This window comes from Ruegeria sp. E8, assembly GCF_056533985.1.
The window spans coordinates 58,882-76,387 of sequence record NZ_JBQFOY010000005.1; the positions used below are offsets into that span (position 1 = coordinate 58,882).

The 17,506-nt window shown below is 55.9% G+C and carries 14 protein-coding genes; 11 read left to right on the plus strand and 3 right to left on the minus strand.

What is annotated here, in order from left to right:
* Window position 1: 1 nt before the first annotated feature.
* From ACR0LF_RS08625 to ACR0LF_RS08645, 5 genes are all read left to right on the plus strand, one after another.
* Complete coding sequence (locus ACR0LF_RS08625; RefSeq protein WP_480576816.1) at window positions 2-1,045, plus strand: FHA domain-containing protein; 1,044 nt, start codon at window positions 2-4, stop codon at window positions 1,043-1,045.
* A gap of 3 nt (window positions 1,046-1,048) precedes the next feature.
* Window positions 1,049-1,831 carry a PP2C family protein-serine/threonine phosphatase gene (locus ACR0LF_RS08630; protein WP_480576813.1) on the plus strand — a complete coding sequence of 261 codons (783 nt, stop codon included), beginning with the start codon at window positions 1,049-1,051 and terminating at the stop codon, window positions 1,829-1,831.
* A gap of 21 nt (window positions 1,832-1,852) precedes the next feature.
* Window positions 1,853-3,115, plus strand: coding sequence for a substrate-binding periplasmic protein (locus ACR0LF_RS08635; RefSeq protein ID WP_480576810.1), 1,263 nt, complete (start codon window positions 1,853-1,855; stop codon window positions 3,113-3,115).
* 44 nt (window positions 3,116-3,159) lie between these two features.
* The gene (locus tag ACR0LF_RS08640) at window positions 3,160-4,266 is read left to right on the plus strand and encodes a peptidoglycan-binding protein LysM (protein ID WP_480576807.1); all 1,107 of its coding nucleotides are present in this window, start codon (window positions 3,160-3,162) and stop codon (window positions 4,264-4,266) included.
* Between the two features lie 166 nt (window positions 4,267-4,432).
* A complete protein-coding gene (locus tag ACR0LF_RS08645; RefSeq protein WP_480576804.1) occupies window positions 4,433-5,494 on the plus strand; it encodes a glycosyltransferase family 2 protein in 1,062 nt (353 codons plus the stop codon).
* Between the two features lie 482 nt (window positions 5,495-5,976).
* On the opposite strand, the gene ACR0LF_RS08650 is transcribed toward ACR0LF_RS08645, so the two are convergent.
* From ACR0LF_RS08650 to ACR0LF_RS08660, 3 genes are all read right to left on the minus strand, one after another.
* Window positions 5,977-8,190 carry an NADP-dependent isocitrate dehydrogenase gene (locus ACR0LF_RS08650; protein ID WP_480576801.1) on the minus strand — a complete coding sequence of 738 codons (2,214 nt, stop codon included), beginning with the start codon at window positions 8,188-8,190 and terminating at the stop codon, window positions 5,977-5,979.
* Window positions 8,191-8,508: 318 nt separating this feature from the next.
* Window positions 8,509-9,567: an ABC transporter ATP-binding protein gene (locus ACR0LF_RS08655; protein WP_480576798.1), complete on the minus strand. Its 1,059-nt coding sequence runs from the start codon at window positions 9,565-9,567 to the stop codon at window positions 8,509-8,511.
* Entirely contained in the window at window positions 9,564-10,370 is an 807-nt protein-coding gene (locus ACR0LF_RS08660) for an IclR family transcriptional regulator (RefSeq protein ID WP_480576795.1), read from the minus strand. Before ACR0LF_RS08660 ends, ACR0LF_RS08655 begins: the two co-directional genes overlap by 4 nt.
* Before the next feature lie 140 nt (window positions 10,371-10,510).
* Here ACR0LF_RS08660 and ACR0LF_RS08665 point away from each other — a divergent pair, with 140 nt between their 5' ends.
* From ACR0LF_RS08665 to ACR0LF_RS08690, 6 genes are all read left to right on the plus strand, one after another.
* A complete protein-coding gene (locus ACR0LF_RS08665) occupies window positions 10,511-11,770 on the plus strand; it encodes an ABC transporter substrate-binding protein (protein WP_480576793.1) in 1,260 nt (419 codons plus the stop codon).
* A 94-nt stretch (window positions 11,771-11,864) separates the two neighbouring features.
* Complete coding sequence (locus ACR0LF_RS08670; protein WP_480576791.1) at window positions 11,865-12,791, plus strand: carbohydrate ABC transporter permease; 927 nt, start codon at window positions 11,865-11,867, stop codon at window positions 12,789-12,791.
* A 1-nt stretch (window position 12,792) separates the two neighbouring features.
* Window positions 12,793-13,641, plus strand: coding sequence for a carbohydrate ABC transporter permease (locus tag ACR0LF_RS08675; RefSeq protein WP_480576788.1), 849 nt, complete (start codon window positions 12,793-12,795; stop codon window positions 13,639-13,641).
* Entirely contained in the window at window positions 13,638-14,978 is a 1,341-nt protein-coding gene (gene melA, locus ACR0LF_RS08680; RefSeq protein ID WP_480576785.1) for an alpha-galactosidase, read from the plus strand. Before ACR0LF_RS08675 ends, melA begins: the two co-directional genes overlap by 4 nt.
* A gap of 57 nt (window positions 14,979-15,035) precedes the next feature.
* Window positions 15,036-16,742, plus strand: coding sequence for an IlvD/Edd family dehydratase (locus ACR0LF_RS08685; RefSeq protein WP_480576783.1), 1,707 nt, complete (start codon window positions 15,036-15,038; stop codon window positions 16,740-16,742).
* Complete coding sequence (locus tag ACR0LF_RS08690; RefSeq protein ID WP_480576780.1) at window positions 16,742-17,506, plus strand: SDR family NAD(P)-dependent oxidoreductase; 765 nt, start codon at window positions 16,742-16,744, stop codon at window positions 17,504-17,506. Before ACR0LF_RS08685 ends, ACR0LF_RS08690 begins: the two co-directional genes overlap by 1 nt.

A 17,506-nucleotide genomic window follows, 5' to 3' on the forward strand; every position in this document is an offset into this window, starting at 1 on the left:
CATGTTCAAATACAAAAGCCCTCTGAGCCGGCTTCTCGAAGGTGCCGGTAAAACCAAAGAAGAAGACGTTGCTGAAAAAACACCGGCTGTAGATGGTCCTGCACCCGAAGAGGAAAAGCAGGAGCCGATTGCCGATTTCAACGCGCTGCGCGCCGCGCTGGCTGGCGGAAACATGACGTCCGACTCCTATGAGGAAACGGATGAGTTGATCCCCGAAGAGAAAATGCCGGAATTCGACGAAACGACTGCAGCAGATGCGGACGAACCAGTCGAAGAATCCATCTTCGCCGAAGACTGCGCTGAAGAAGAGACGCCCGCAGAGGTTTTGACCGAAGAACCTGTCGAAGAACCGGTTGAAGCTGAACAGGTTGTCACCCTGCACGTGACTGAAACACCCGTTGAAACGCCCGAGGAACTGGCACCGGAACAGGCCGTTTCCGAACCGACCGAACCGGAAGTCAGTGAAGTTGAGGTTGCAGAGACCCCGGCGCAGGAACCGGCACGGATCGAAGTCGTTGAGCCCGCAGCGGAACAGGTTCAACCTGCCCCTGCCCCTGCCCCTGCTCCTGCGCCAGCTCCGACTGAAGATCGCCGCTCGCGAGTCAAAACGACCTTCCTGGGATTTGAACGCGCTGACACACACGTACAGGATCTGATTGAAACATCAGAACCCGTCGCAAAAACGGAAGCAGCGCAGGAAACCTACCCCGTAGGCTGGCTGGTTGTCACGTCAGGTCCGGGTCGCGGTGCCAGCATCACCCTGACCGAAGGCCTGATGCAGATCGGCCGTAACGATGACCAAGCCATCCAGCTGGACTTTGGCGACACGGGTATTTCGCGCGAGAACCACGCTGTGATCGCATATGATCCGGAAGATCGTAAGTGCTATCTGGGCCATGGCGGCAAAGCCAACCTTGTGCGTCTCAACGGCAAACCCGTACTGAGCACGGTGGCCCTGTCCAGCGGAGATCTGATCCGTATCAGCGAAACTTCCATCCGGTTTATGGCCTTCTGCGACGACGGTTTTGATTGGCGGGATTCCTGATTGATGCTGGCAACTCCGGCATATGATGTTGCGCTGATCCTGAACCAGGGTCAGCGGGAAACGCAGGAAGACGCGATTGCGGCTCGCATGTTCGACGCGTCGGACGCGGGTTACGTAGTGATCGCCGACGGAATGGGCGGTCACGACGCCGGCGAAGTGGCCTCGGAAATGGTTGTTGCCGCGTGGCGCGACGCGTTGGATGCTGAGCTTGAGGCTGAGACCTTAAGCGAAGGATCGGTAATTGACGCGCTTCCATTGGCAGCAATGCAAGCCAATGCCACGATCGCCAGCCATAACGAGGCGCAAGGCAAGGGTTTCAACATGGGCTCGACCATGTTGGGTATCCTTCTGCTTGGCCAGCGCGTGTTCTGGATTTCGATCGGCGACAGCCCACTGTACCTGTTTCGCGATGGCGCGTTGACTCAGGTTAACGAAGATCACTCGATGGCACCTGTCATCGACGCAAAAGTGGCGTCAGGCGAGATCACTGACGCCGAAGCGCAGGATATGGATCGCAATCAACTGACCTCGGTGATCATGGGTGGCGCAATTCCAATGGTAGATTGTCCGGAAGACCCGCTGATCGTGACACCCGCTGATATCCTGATCCTTGGAAGTGACGGGTTGCAGTACATCAGCGACGCCGAAATTCAATCCATTCTACGTGAACATCAGCAGGGGCTGGCTCAGGATATAGCCGAAGCATTGCATCAGGCTGTGCAATCCAAAAACGACCCGGATCAAGACAATCTGTCGATCGCGGTCGCGAAACTGACAAGAACCTAAAAAGGCAAAGCAACAGGACCCATGAAAAAGCACCTATTCATATCAAGCCTAGCACTTGCTGCCGCCACAGGCGCGGCGTCTGCGCAAGAGGCATGTTCAAGCTATGAAATTCAGCGCGGCGACAGCCTGCGGGAATTGGCAATCGAGGTTTATGCGACCGAGGATTTTCGGATCATCTTCGATGCGAACCGGGATGTCATCGGCTCTAACCCCAACATCATCCGTGTCGGCGATGTTCTGGAACTGCCCTGCCTTGAGGATGTCGGCCGTGCGCCGGTGCTTGCTGATACCGAAGCCGAACGGCTGGCAGCCGAAATGGCAGCCGAGCTTGTAAAGGCCGCTGAAGAGCGCGCTGAGAAAGCCGTGGCCGAAGCAGAAGCCCGTGTTGCAGCCGCCGAAGCCGAAGCAAAGAAAGCGAGTGAAGAAGCAGTCGTTGCAGCACGGGCGGCAGCGGAAAAAGAAATTGAAGCTGCACGTTCTGAAGGCGCTGCTTTGATCCGGAACGCGGGAACGGGTGAAAGGCCTGAAATTCGTGACCGTCAGTTGCTGCTGATCACCGGAGGCAACTACCCGCCGTTCACGGACGAAGCACTGCCCAATCGCGGCCTTTACACCAACCTTGTCGAAACCGCGATGCTGCGCGCCGCACCTGAACAAGGTTACAAGATTCAGTTCGTGAATGACTGGTCATCGCATTTGGATCTGTTGATGCCAACCCTAGCATTTGACGCCACCTTCCCATGGTCGCGCCCCAATTGCGAGGAAGCGGAAGCGCTGTCCGAAAATGATCGCAACCGCTGCGAAACCTACAACTTCTCGAACCCGTTCTATGAGGTCGTGGACACGTTCTTTGCCCGCGAAGGTTCAGGATACGAGCAAACTCTGAGCTATGTCGACTTTGCCGGAACGACGATCTGCCGTCCGGAAGGTTGGTCTCTGTCACATTTGGACGCAGTCAGCCTGTACGAGCCCGTTATTAAACTTATGCGTCCGACTTCGCCGGATGATTGCTTCCATGCCCTTATGGAAGGAACCACAGATATTGTCGCAATCGAAGCGCATCTGGCGGTCGAGGCAATCGATCGGCTTGGGTACAAGCACCGGATTATCGAGAACCCCAATCTGGCGGCTATCAAGTCACTTAACGTCATGACCCACAAGGATAATCCTGATGGAGAAGCGATCCTTGAGACGCTGAATCAAGGTCTGGCAATCATGCAGCAATCGGGCGAATGGCGCGACATCGTGTCGACCGCCCTGCGTCATCAAATGGAAAATGGATAAGGCCGCGAATTGGCCTGACAAACTAAAGTCTGGAGGAAGTGGACATGTTTAACGAGAAGATGAAGAAGGTAGCGCTTTCGGCAACCGCGATCACCGCTCTGAGCGCGGGTGCCGCAGCCGCACAGGAAGCCTGTACCAACTATACCGTGCAAGACGGTGACACCATGGCGACCATTGCCATCGCAGCCTACGGCACGTCGAACTATCAGCCGATCTTCAACGCGAACCGGAACGAAATTACAAACCCCAACGATCTGGGCCCCGGTCTTGTGCTGGCCCTGCCCTGTGAGGATGGCAGCCTTCCGAACGGTCAGAGTGCTCAGGAAATCATCGCGGCTGAAGAAGAGCGTGCGGCCAGCATCAAGCGTTCCAACGTCTATGCTCCGCCGATCAAAATGGTTGCCGGTAATGGCTGGGAACCGTTTACAACCGAGAATCTTAGCGGTGGTGGCATCATGACTCGTCTGGCGACCACAAGCCTTCAACGCGCTGGTAACCAACGCGATTATTCGGTCAGTTTCGTTGATGACTGGAGCTCGCACCTTGATACCTTGTTGCCACTTGGTGCGTTTGACATCTCTATCGCTTGGACTGTCCCGGATTGCACAAACCGCACATACGAATGGTCAGCTGAAACAACTGCGCGCTGCACCCAGTTTGTTGCATCAGTTCCAGTCTACGACGTTGTCGGCGGCTTCTTCACTCTGCCGGAAAGCCAGTATGCAAACGCTACGGATTTCGGCGATCTTGAAGGTTCCACCATCTGCCGGATGGCAGGTTGGAGCATGGTCGTTCTGGAAGAGGTCGGCTTAAACCGTGATAATACAACTGTTGTCCAACCGAATTCCGCTCGTGAATGCCTGGATGCAGTCTTGACCGGCACGGCGGATGTGGCCGCGTTCGAGGTTGATCTATTCGCATCCACAATGAACGACATGGGCTTGACCTCGTCTGACATCATCGAAAATCCTTATGTTTCGACGCTGTCATCGATGAGCTTCCTGGCGCATCGTACAAACCCGTTCGCACGTGAATACATCGCAATGATGAACAAAGGGTTGAACGAAATGCGCGAGTCTGGCGAATGGTATGCGATTATCTCGGACTCGCTGCGCGAGCAAAATGCAAAACTGAACGCAGCTTCGAACTGATCCCTCGGTTCAGCTGAAACTATGGGGCCGATCCTTCAATCGGCCCCTTTTTTTGCTTGCTGGAAACAGACGCATTCTTGAGATGACAAAATTTGGCCTCTAATCTGCTTCACAAGGGCCCCATATACCCGGCATTTTGGCCCTAAACACAACCATCTTTGAATTGATGCGGCTGACAGAGCGTGAGTTACACATGATACAGGGTGCAATCGATCTTCAAAAAGGTCCGCTGACGCCGGTCAAAAGATCGGGTTTGGACATTGCCGTAATATTGCCCTGTTACAACGAGGCAATCGCGATTGGCGAAACAGTTCGTCAGTTCCGTGCTGCGCTGCCAGATGCTGAAATCTACGTGTTCGACAACAATTCCTCTGATGACTCCGTCAGAATTGCGCAGGAAGCAGGGGCAATTGTCTATTCCGAAACATATCAGGGCAAAGGCAACGTTGTCCGCAGGATGTTCGCTGACGTCGATGCGGATATCTACGTTATGGCTGACGGGGATGCGACCTACGACAGTACCGCAGCACCCGAATTGATCGACCTGCTCGTTTCGCAGAATTTGGATATGGTTAATGGCGCGCGAGTGAATGAAGAAACCGAGGCCTATCGGCGCGGCCACAAGCTCGGAAACGCCTTGTTCAGCGGGCTTGTGAAGTTCTTCTTCAAAAGCAAAATTAACGACTTGCTATCCGGGTACCGTGTTTTCAGCCGGCGATTTGTCAAAAGCTTCCCTGCGGTTTCAAACGGTTTCGAAATTGAAACGGAACTGACGGTACATGCAATGCAAATGCGTATGCCGATCGATGAGGTGCAGACGAAATACTCTTCACGTTTGCCGAACTCGAACTCCAAACTGGCCACATTCTCTGACGGATGGCGAATTCTTAAAATGATCGGCCTGCTGATCAAAGATGAAAAACCAATTGCGTTTTTCCTGTCTTTGGCCCTGTTGATCTTTTTGCCGTCGCTTTTCGTTTTTGTTTCAGTCTTCAGAGAGTTTTTGGCAACGGGACTTGTAGATAGAATTCCATCTCTCGTCGTGGCGGTATCCGGATTTGTCGCAACTATGCTCGCAATCGTATGCGCGCTGATTCTGGAATCACTGGCTTTGGCGCGTCGGGAAGCGCGGCGTCTTTCCTATCTGCGGCACACAGGTGTTGCTGCATCAGCGGCTAACCAAATGCAGCCATCGCTTGTAAAAGCCGAAACCCGCCGAGTTGGCTGAGCCACGCAGATTTCTCAAAAGTAAAAAACGCACTCTGATGATACCAGTTTTCAGGGAATGAACACGCTGGCTGGTAAGAAGGTTTCTCTGTACCGAAAATGCAAATGACCAGCACCCCAAATGCTGGTCATTTTCTGAGTGAGTGATATAGCCCGAAGGCCTCACCAGTGAAATTCTTTGTCTCCTCATATCTAAGCCAGACAGAATTTTCGCGCTATTAGGGGAATCCCGTAAATTGCAGAATTTTCAACTAAGGTGTCGAAAAATATTGTTTATTTCTCCTAACAATTTAACTATCCGCTGTTTCAGCATTTGTTTGACTGCACGACCTAGCATCGCAGAACATGCGCGGCGAACCTCAGACTGCCGAACTCTCTGCTCGCATCAAAACCTACGTGTTTCTCATGAAAAAAGGACCGCACAGAGGCGGTCCTTTGATACGTTGTTCAGCGAGCGAATTTCGCCCGTTTGCTTTTTTCCGATTAACCGATAATCGCGTTCAGCGTGGCGCTGGGGCGCATTACGGCTGCAGTTTTAGCTGGATCGGTATGATAATAACCACCCAGGTCAGCAGCAGGCCCCTGAGCGGCGGCCAGTTCCGACAAGATCTGCTCTTCCTTGTTTGCCAACTCGGTTGCCAGCGGTGCAAATTCGGCGGCCAGATCGGCATCATCAGATTGTGCAGCCAGAGCTTCGGCCCAGTACCGTGCAAACCAGTAGTGGCTGTCGCGATTGTCAGGCTGACCCACCTTGCGGCTGGGGGAACGGTTGTTGTCCAGAATGCCCTGCGTTGCAGCCTCGGCTGCGGCACCCAGAACACCTGCCTTGGCGTTACCTTTGCTGTCGGCCAAGAAGTTCAGCGATTCACCCAAAGCACAGAACTCACCCATCGAATCCCAGCGCAGGTGATTTTCCTCAACCAACTGTTGCACGTGCTTCGGAGCCGAGCCCCCTGCCCCGGTTTCGAACAGGCCGCCGCCATTCATCAGCTTGACGATCGACAGCATCTTGGCAGAGGTACCCAGTTCGAGGATCGGGAACAGGTCGGTCAGGTAATCCCGTAGCACGTTTCCGGTGATGGCAATCGAGTCATTTCCGACCGTGATGGTCTCCAACGACTGGCGGGTTGCTTCGCGCGGGGCCATGATCTGGAACTTGTCAGCCACACCAGCTGCCTCAAGCGCCGGTTTGACGTATTTGATCAGCTCGGCATCGTGGGCACGATTTGCGTCCAGCCAGAAAATCGCCTCGGACCCGGTCAGGCGCTGACGGTCCATCGCCAATTGAATCCAGTTCTCGATCGGCGCTGTCTTGACAGTGCAAGACCGCCAGATGTCGCCCTGTTCAACGTCGTGGGAATGTAGCGTCTCACCATTAGCCAGAACAATGCGGATCGTGCCATCGGCAGGGGCTTGGAACGTGGTTGGGTGCGAGCCGTATTCTTCAGCCTTCTGGGCCATCAGGCCAACGTTTGCGACGGCACCAGCGGTGGCCGGGTTCAGCGCACCATTGGTTTTGAAGAAATTGATGGTCTCGTCATAGACAGGAGCATAGCACCGGTCGGGGATCACACAGTTGGTGTCGCCCTTGGCACCGGTCTCATCCCATCCCTTGCCACCCGCGCGGATCACAGCGGGCATCGAGGCGTCGATGATCACGTCAGAAGGAACATGCAGGTTGGTGATGCCACGATCCGAGTCCACCATATACATAGACGGACGATCCGCCTTGAGGGCATCAATAGCCGCCATTATGTCGGCATTGCCCTGAACGCGCTCCAGCAGATCGCCCAGACCTGAGTTCGGGTTCACACCCAACGCATCCAGTTCAGAACCGAACTTCTCGAACACCGGGGCCAGCCACGCCTTGACCGCATAGCCAAAGATGATCGGGTCGCTGACCTTCATCATCGTGGCTTTCATGTGCAGCGAGAACATGGTCCCGTCTTTTTTGGTGTCCTCAATGGCGTCCGCCAGGAACGACGAAAGCGCTTTGACAGACATAAATGTCGCGTCAGCTACAGTGCCCTCGGCCAGCGGCCAGGCGTCTTTCAGCACGGTGACATTGCCGTCTTTACCGACGAATTCGATCTTCGCATCGCCTGCCTGAGCGGCGGTGATGGTGGCCGATTTCTCGTTGGCGTAGAAATCATTGCCGGGCATGGACGACACTTTGGTTTTGCTGTCCGATGACCACTCGCCCATCGAATGCGGGTTCTTCTGGGCATAGTTTTTCACAGCACGCGCCGCGCGGCGGTCGCTGTTGCCCTCGCGAAGCACCGGGTTCACGGCCGAGCCCTTGATGGCGTCATACCGCGCGCGGATCGCCTTTTCCTCGTCGGTCGAAGGCTCTTCAGGGTAGCTTGGAATATCATAACCCTGCGACTGAAGCTCTTCTATCGCTGCCACCAACTGCGGAACCGAGGCCGAAATGTTCGGCAGCTTGATCACATTGGCGTCGGGCGTTTTCACCAACTCACCCAGAGCGGCCAGATCGTCTGTGATCCGTTGTTCGTCTGTAAGCTTCTCAGGGAAGGTGGCAAGGATGCGCCCGGCAAGAGAAATATCCTTGGTGCCAACACTGACGCCCGCAGCAGACGCGAACTTGCGAATGATGGGTAGAAACGACGCGCTGGCCAGCTCAGGCGCTTCGTCTACAATGGTATACAATATGTCGAAGTTCGATTTATCTGCCATATTCTTTTACCTTTTTTAAGCCTTTCAGGGGCGTGCGATCCAAGAGTTGAGGCCACATCAAAGCGGCGCGGGAGGGGCGCGATCGTGATACGGCCCCTGGGTGACTCTGTTTTGACAGGGCTTCCCTTAAATTACGTTGGGCTGGGAATCAATCATCTATGGCTGCGCGTTTTGCCACGGTCGGATTGAAAAGCCGATGAATTGAAACAACCAAGCCCAATGTGCCGTCACTTCAAGCCTGGGCCAATCAGTGAAATGATCGAAAGAACTAAAGTCTATCAAGCTCGACCTGGCACACTCATCTATTGTTTTCGATGATCAGCGGAAGCGCTTGCCAGTCTCAGGATCAAATACCATGGCACGCTCGGGCTGGATTGAGATGCCGATCCGGTCGCCAATTGCACTGCGTTGATCGTCCCGTTCCTCGACAATCAGTTTGTCGCCGTTGGGCGTCAAAAGATAAGAATAGGACACGCCTCCCAACGCTTCGGTCAGGTCAACGGTGCAGGTTTCGGCCGTGCGGTCTATCTGAATGTGTTCCGGGCGCATCCCCAAGGTCACTTTGGTCAAACCCGAAGGAACAGCGGCGGACACCTGCAGAGGTTGAGTCAACGCGGGGTGGCTAACATGGCCGTCGGCATAGTCACACTCCAGAAAGTTCATCGCGGGCGAGCCAATGAAGCCAGCAACAAAACGATTGTCGGGATCGCGGTACAGGTCCATTGGCGCGCCGACCTGTTCAATACGACCGTCACGCAGCACCACGATCTTGTCGGCCATGGTCATGGCTTCGACCTGATCATGGGTCACGTAGATCATGGTCGCCCCGATTTCCTGATGAAGGCGAGCGATCTCGACCCGCATCTCTACACGCAGCTCGGCATCCAGGTTGGACAAGGGTTCGTCGAACAGAAAAACCTCTGGGCCACGAACAATTGCACGGCCAATCGCGACGCGTTGCCGTTGGCCGCCCGACAGGGCCTTGGGTTTACGTTTAAGGTAGGGGTCAAGCTTCAGGATGTTCGAAGCCTCCTGAACTTTTTGATCTATCTCAGCCTTTGCGACACCGTTCATGCGCAGGCCAAATCCCATGTTTTCGGCGACCGTCATATGGGGATAGAGCGCATAGGTCTGGAACACCATCGCCACGCCGCGCTTGGCCGGGTCCACATGAGTCACGTCGCGTGCGCCTATGTGAATTTCGCCTTCCGAGGTTTCTTCCAACCCCGCGATCATCCGCAGCAAAGTGGATTTGCCGCATCCTGAGGGGCCAACAAAAACGCAGAACTCGCCATCTTCAATCTGCAGGTCGATCCCATGAATGACCTGAGTCTGACCGTACCGCTTGATCGCCTGGTTCAGAATTACACCTGTCATGTCACTTGCATCCTGTCTTTTTTGGAATCTGGGCGCATTTCGGGAAACCGCCAGGCTTGTGCCTCGGCCGCAATTTGTTCGGCCACACGCCGGACACGTGGCACCCAGGCTTCGAGTTGATTGAAATCCATTCGTTCGGTAGATCCGGTCACAGAAATCGCTCCTAGCATCCGGCTATTCGAAGTCAGAATCGGGGCTGCCACGCAAATGATGCCGGGCTCGTGTTCTTCGTCATCGATGGCAAAGCCACGGTCGCGAATTTGGTCAAGATCAGCGCGCAGCAACTGCTCTGAAGTCAGTGTTTTGTCGGTAAAGCGGTGAAAACTTTGCCGGGAAATCGCACTTTTCAGCGCTTCTTCTTCCAGAAACGCCAGCATCGCCTTGCCGACCCCGGTGCAATATGCCGGGCCAACTTTGCCGGCTTGTGAATACATCTCGACAGGCTGCGCTGCATTGCGTTTGTCGACGTAAAGGACCTGGCCGGAATCGAGCTGCGCCAAATGCACGGTTTCCCCGGTCTCTTGACTAAGGCCATCCAGAAACGGGCGCGCAATCGGCGCCAGAGAGCTTTGCGTCCAGGCCGCGTGGGCCAACCGCACCAACCGCATTCCGGGCGCATAGGTCTGTCGGTCGCGATCATAGGACAGCATCCCCTGGTTGGTCAGGGATTGCAGGAATCGGTACAGGGTCGCCTTAGGAAAATCGCTGCTATCCAACAGCTCACCGAACCTTACCGGGCGCTCGAACGACGCCACATGATCCAGCACATCACATGCCTTGCCTATTGTTCCATCACCTGCCACGGGCGCCAGTTCTCCTCCGCTTGCTCCTCGGGCCAAAGCACGAGGGTCTTGACAAGACTAACCGAGTCGATGTGTAGTTTTCAATATATAAAACTAAGTTTCATTATTTGGAACCAGAATGGAAGCTAAGGGAGGAAACCATGCATTCCATCTACAAGCGCACAACAGCCGCTCTGGCTATGAGCGTTGCACTTGCTTTTCCGGCAGCAGCTGAACTGACGGGCGAACTGCGCATCTTCTTGGACACATCCAACCCGGCGCCGCGCGCGACGATGGAGGCGATGATCGAAAGGTTTGCGGCAGAACATCCCGGCCTTGAAATCGAAACCACCGTGATCGACCGCGAGGCGTACAAGACGCAGATTCGAAATTTCCTGACGGCTGACACACCGGACGTCGCCAACTGGTATGCGGCGAACCGTATGAAACCCTATGTCGAGGCAGGCCTGTTCGAGGATGTGTCGGATCTTTGGGAAGAACCCGAGATTGCCGAAAACCTCGCCTCGACCAAAGGCGCGATGACCATCGACGGCAAGCAGTGGGGCGTGCCCTATACCTACTACCAGTGGGGCGTTTACTACCGCAAAGACATCTTTGATGAGCTGGGCCTGTCTGAACCGACCACTTGGGAAGAAGAACTGGCCAACTGCCAGAAGATCGTCGATTCCGGGCGCATCTGCTACACGATTGGCACGCGGAATTATTGGACCGCCGGAGGCTGGTTCGACTATCTGAACATGCGCACCAACGGGTTTGATTTCCACAATCAACTGGCAAATGGCGAAGCAAGCTGGGAAGATGACCGGGTCAAGCAGACATTCGCCAACTGGAAACAACTCATCGACATGGGCGCGTTCCCCGACGACCACACGGCGCGTAGCTGGCAAGAATCCCTTCCTCTCATAGTTCAGGGCGACGCCGCAGCTATCTTGTTGGGCAACTTTGCTGTGGCACCTCTTCGTGAGGCAGGACTGACCGACGATCAGCTGGACTTCTACCAGTTCGTCGCGATCAACCCGGATGTTGAGTTGGCCGAAGACGCGCCGACCGACACGTTCCACATCCCGGCCAATGCCTCGAACAAAGAAGCTGCTCGCGAATTCTTGCGCCATGTGGTTTCTGCCGAGGAACAGACCGAGATCAACAACGGCGCGAACCTTGGTCAGCTACCGGTGAACGCTCAATCGTCGGTGGATAACGACAAATTCCTGCAGCAGGGCTTTGAAATGCTGTCCACCAACAGCCCTGGCGGAATTGCACAGTTCTGGGATCGTGATGCACCTGCGGAAATGGCCAAAGTCTCAATGGAAGGCTTCCAGGAATTCATGGTCAAACCTGACGAACTGGACCGGATTCTGGCCAAACTTGAACGCGCTCGCGGGCGTATCTACGAAAACTGACCCGGCATGGGCCGGGCTGAGGCCCGGCCTGCGTCGCCCTCAACAGTAAGGCGGACCTCGGCCCGCCTTAACCCCACCAAATCCGAGATATCCTATGACCGTTGCCGTTGACTCATTACAACAGGAAAGTTGGTTCCACAGGAACCAACAACGCATCGCCCCTTGGCTGTTTCTGGCCCCTGGCCTTCTGTTCTTTTCTGTTTATGTGATCATCCCGTTGTTCGAGTCGATAAACCTGTCGCTATACGAATGGGACGGACTGGGCGCGGCGGAATATGTAGGTTTTCGCAACTACGAAGACCTCTATTGGGAATGGGTGGACCGGGATGCGTTCTACATCTCTCTCAAGAACAATCTGATCTGGCTGGTGCTATACCTTTTGGCGATCCCGGCGGGCCTGTTCATCGCCCTGTTCCTGAACCAGACCGTCTGGGGCATTCGCCTTTACAAATCACTATTTTTCTTTCCTTTCGTGATTTCTCAGGTGGTCGTGGGCCTTGTGTTCACGTGGTTTTACGATCCGACCTTCGGCTTGCTGAACGAGTTCCTAGGCCTCTTCGGCCTCGGCCCGTTGAACGTACTGGGTGACGAACGTTTCGTGACCTATGGTATCATCTTTGCCGGTCTATGGCCGCAAACCGCTTACTGCATGATCCTGTACCTGACCGGCCTGAACGCCGTGGACCCCGAACAGATCGAGGCCGGGCGTCTGGATGGTGCCAAAGGCTTACGAATGCTGTGGCACATCATCCTGCCGCAACTGCGCCCCGCGACCTTCATCGCCTTTGTCGTCACCATCATCGGCGCATTGCGCAGCTTCGACCTGATCTCGATTATGACACAGGGCGGCCCTTTCGGATCGTCCCGCGTGCTGGCCTATTATATGTTCGAGGTCGCATTGTCCGAATACGGTTTCCGCATGGGATACGGTGCCGCTATTGCTGTGGTGCTGTTCCTCATCATGCTGTGCTTCATCGCCTATTTCCTTTGGTCGATGTACCGCGAAGAGAAGGGGCACTGAGATGTTTCCCAAACCTATCGAAAAACAACCCCGCGCGGCGCAGATCACCTATCAGGCCATGCTGCCTCTTGCTCTGCTATTGTGGTTGGGTCCACTGCTGGCGGTGGCCCTGTTCTCAGTCAAACCGGCGGCGGATTTCACCAATGCCAACTATTGGGGGATGCCGTCCAGCTTTGAGGGCGCTTACAACTACGGTCAGGTCTTCTTCAACTCTGACATGCCGCGTTATCTGTTGAACTCGTTCCTGATCACCATCCCAACGGTGATCGGCGCCGTCGCGCTCAGCTGCATGACTGGATTTGCGCTTGGGATCTACAAATTCAGATCGAACCTCTGGATCTTTTTCATGTTTGTGGCGGGCAACTTCGTGCCCTTCCAGATCCTGATGGTGCCGGTCCGCGACCTGACATTGCAACTGGGCCTCTACAATACCAAAACCGGCCTTGTTCTCTTCCACATCGCCTTCCAGACCGGGTTCTGCACCCTGTTCATGCGCAATTTCATCCGTGCCCTGCCCTTTGAGCTGATCGAAGCCGCGCGTGTCGAGGGCATCAGTGAATGGCGCATCTTCTGGTACGTGGTGCTGCCGCTCATGAAGCCCGCGATTGCTGCGCTCAGCGTTCTGATCTTCACCTTCATCTGGAACGATTATTTCTGGGCCGTCGTCCTGACCCAAGGCGCCGAAAGCCAGCCCGTCACTGCAGGTATCACCAGTTTCAACGCGCAATTCCGCGCCGCCTATCAGTTGATGAGCGCAGGCTCCATCGTTGCGGCGCTACCACCGGTGGCCATGTTCTTCCTGATGCAGAAACACTTCATCGCGGGCCTGACCCTCGGAGCTGTAAAATGACCAAAATTACATTTATCGGTGCCGGGTCCACGATTTTCATGCAAAACATCGTGGGCGACGCGCTGCTGACCCCTGCGCTGGCCGATAGTCACTTCGCACTGATGGATATCGATGGTCAGCGTCTGGCCGAAAGCGAAGCCGTCGCCCGGGCGATGATCCGGTCCGTTGGCACCGGCGCAACTGTGTCCACCCATACAGACCGCCGCGCGGCTCTGGACGGCGCAGATTTTGTCATCACCGCCTTCCAGATCGGTGGATACAAGCCCTGCACGGTGACGGATTTCGAAATCCCCAAGCAATACGGTTTGCGACAAACGATTGCCGACACGCTGGGCGTCGGGGGCATCATGCGTGGGCTGCGCACGGTTCCGGTCTTGTGGGACGTCGCGAGGGACATGATGCAGCTCTGCCCGAACGCGACGCTGCTGCAATATGTAAACCCGATGGCGATCAACACATGGGCCCTGGCCGAGCGTTTCCCGACCCTGAGACATGTGGGGCTGTGCCATTCAGTACAGAACACGGTCGAGGAACTGGCACACGATCTGGACCTGCCAAAAGAAGAAATCCGCTACAAGGTGGCGGGCGTCAACCACGTGGCATTCTTTCTGCGGCTCGATCATCGGGGCCACGATCTCTACCCGGCGCTACGCCAAGGCTACGCGAGCGGTCGCCTGCCCAAACCTCCGCTGCTGATGCCGCGCTGCCCCAACAAAGTGCGCTACGAAGTGATGGATCATCTGGGCTATTTCTGCACCGAAAGCTCCGAGCATCTTGCAGAATATGTCCCCTGGTTCATCAAGGACGGACGCAACGACCTGATCGACCAGTTCTCGATCCCGCTGGACGAATACCCCACCCGTTGCGAAGAACAGGTTGCCAGTTGGAAAGAACAGGCCAAAACCCTGACAGATGGGCGCGAAATCGAAGTCATCCGAAGCCATGAATTCGCCGCCGATCTGATGAACGCAATCGTCACTGACACTCCTTATGCGGCATACGGAAATCTGCCGAATACAGGCCAAATCCCGCAACTGCCGCTGGGTGCTGCGGTCGAAACCCCTTGTCTGATAGACGCCAATGGCGTGCAACCCTCTGTGGTGGCGGATATTCCGCCGCAGTTGATCGCCCTGATGCGCACCCAGATCAATGTTCAGGAATTGACTGTCCGCGCTCTGATCGACCAAAATCCCGAGCACATCTATCATGCCGCCATAATGGACCCGCATACAGCTGCCGAACTGGACCTGCGGCAAATCCGCAACCTTGTTACGGACCTGTTGACCGCCCATGCCGACTGGCTGCCTGACTGGTGCCGTCCAGCCCGAGCCGCCTGATCTTCATCTTTTCACAAATACTCATATCCAACCCCTGCCAGAAAAAGCTCCGACAAAATGACAAAACGCCGCTCACAGCATTGGTATGGAAAACTCGACAAGGATGGCTTCATCCATCGATCATGGATGAAGAACCAGGGCTTCCCCGATCATGCTTTTGATGGCCGTCCCATCATCGGAATCTGCAATACCTGGTCCGAACTGACTCCCTGCAACTCGGGCCTGCGCGATCTGGCCCAGGGCGTCAAACGTGGCGTTTGGGAGGCCGGGGGTTTCCCGGTCGAGTTCCCGGTGATGAGCTTGGGCGAAACCCAGATGAAACCAACAGCCATGCTGTTCCGCAATCTGCTGGCGATGGATGTCGAAGAGTCGATCCGTGCCTATGGCATCGACGGCGTTGTCCTGCTGGGCGGCTGCGACAAGACCACGCCGGGTCAACTGATGGGTGCCGCCTCGGTCGATCTACCGTCAATCGTCGTCAGCTCCGGCCCGATGCTGAACGGCAAGTACCGCGGGCAGGACATCGGGTCGGGCACCGATGTGTGGAAATTTTCTGAGGCCGTTCGGGCCGGAGAGATGACTCTCCAGGACTTCATGAACGCCGAATCCGGCATGTCCCGCAGCGCTGGTGTCTGCATGACTATGGGCACGGCCAGTACCATGGCCTCGCTGGTCGAGGCGATGGGCATGTCCCTGCCCACCAATGCCGCCCTACCCGCCGTTGACGCTCGCCGGATGGCACTGGCGCATCTGACCGGCAAACGGATTGTCGAAATGGTGGATGAAGACCTCAAACCCTCGGATATCCTGACCAAAGAGGCATTTGAGAACGCCATTCTGGCCAACGCCGCTGTCGGCGGCTCGACCAACGCTGTGGTGCATCTGTTGGCGCTGGCGGGTCGTGTTGGGGTTGACCTGACCTTGAAGGACTTTGAGATCGGGTCCGAAATCCCGCTACTGGTCAACTGCATGCCCTCCGGCAAATACCTGATGGAGGATTTCTGCTACGCAGGCGGCGTCCCGGTCGTTCTGAACGAACTCAAACCCTTCCTGCGCCCGGCAAAGACGGTTCTGAACAAGGATATCTCAGCCCATTACGAAGGGGCCGAGTGTTTCAACGCAGATGTCATCCGCCCTTTCGACGATCCCGTGAAACCCGCCGCGGGTCTGCGCGTTCTGCGCGGCAACCTGGCGCCGAACGGGGCCATCGTTAAGCCTTCTGCGGCGACGGATGCGCTTCTGGAAACCGAAGCCGAAGCTTATGTGTTCGAAAGTATTGAAGACCTGAAAACCAATATCGACCGCGACGACCTGCCTGTCACGCCCGACACCATTCTGGTGCTCAAAGGGTGCGGCCCCAAAGGCTATCCGGGGATGCCCGAGGTCGGCAACATGCCCATCCCGGCCAAGCTGGTGAAAGAGGGCGTGCGCGACATGATCCGTATCTCGGACGCGCGCATGTCCGGCACCGCCTATGGCACCGTTATCCTGCATGTCAGCCCAGAGGCGCAGGCGGGTGGCACGCTGGCACTGGTGAAAACCGGTGACCGTATCCGCGTCTCAGCCAGCTCAGGCGAACTGATGCTGCTTGTGGACGAAAACGAACTGGACGCCCGCCGCGCCGCATGGCAACCGGATGATCCGCACTACACCCGCGGCTATGCGAAACTTTATATCGACCACGTGTTGCAGGCGGATCAGGGGGCCGATCTGGATTTCCTTGTCGGCAAAGACACCCGCCTTGTGACCAGAGAGAGCCACTGATGACTCAACCAGCAACTTTCCACGATTTGAACGGGGCATCCGTCTATATCACCGGCGGCGGTTCGGGTGTTGGCGCGGCGCTCACGGACGGGTTCATGGCTCAGGGGGCCAATGTGGCCTTCATCGGCCGCTCGGATGCCAGCGGGTTTGTCCAAGAGATGAGAGACAAACACAGCCGCGCACCGCTGTTTCTGCAAGGCGACATGACGGACACGGAACTGCTGCACGCGACAATGGCCAAAGCCGCCGAAGCTCATGGCCCTCTGAACGTGCTGGTAAACAACGCAGCTAATGACCAACGACACTCACTGCAAGAAACCACGACCGAGTTCTGGGACTGGATGATCGAGGTGAACCTGAAAGCCTACTATTTCGCGTGTCAGGAAGCTGCGCGGCAAATGAAAGACGGTGGGGCAATCATCAATTTCAGTTCAATCAGCTATATGATGGGCAATGCAGGCTATCCGATTTACACGACGTCGAATGCCGGAATTACTGGGATGACGCGATCATTGGCGCGCGAGTTGGGGCCGAAGAAAATCCGAGTAAACGCGCTGGCACCTGGTTGGGTTTTGACTCAAAAACAGCTGGATATGTGGGCCACTCCGGAAGATTTAGCCGCACATCTGGACCGGCAATGCCTGAAAGAACATCTGACGCCCGAGGACATGATCGCACCGACACTGTTTCTGGCGTCCGAGGCCAGCCGCGGGATGACCGGGCAGTGTATGGCCGTTGATGGCGGCGTTGTGGTTTCGGGGTGA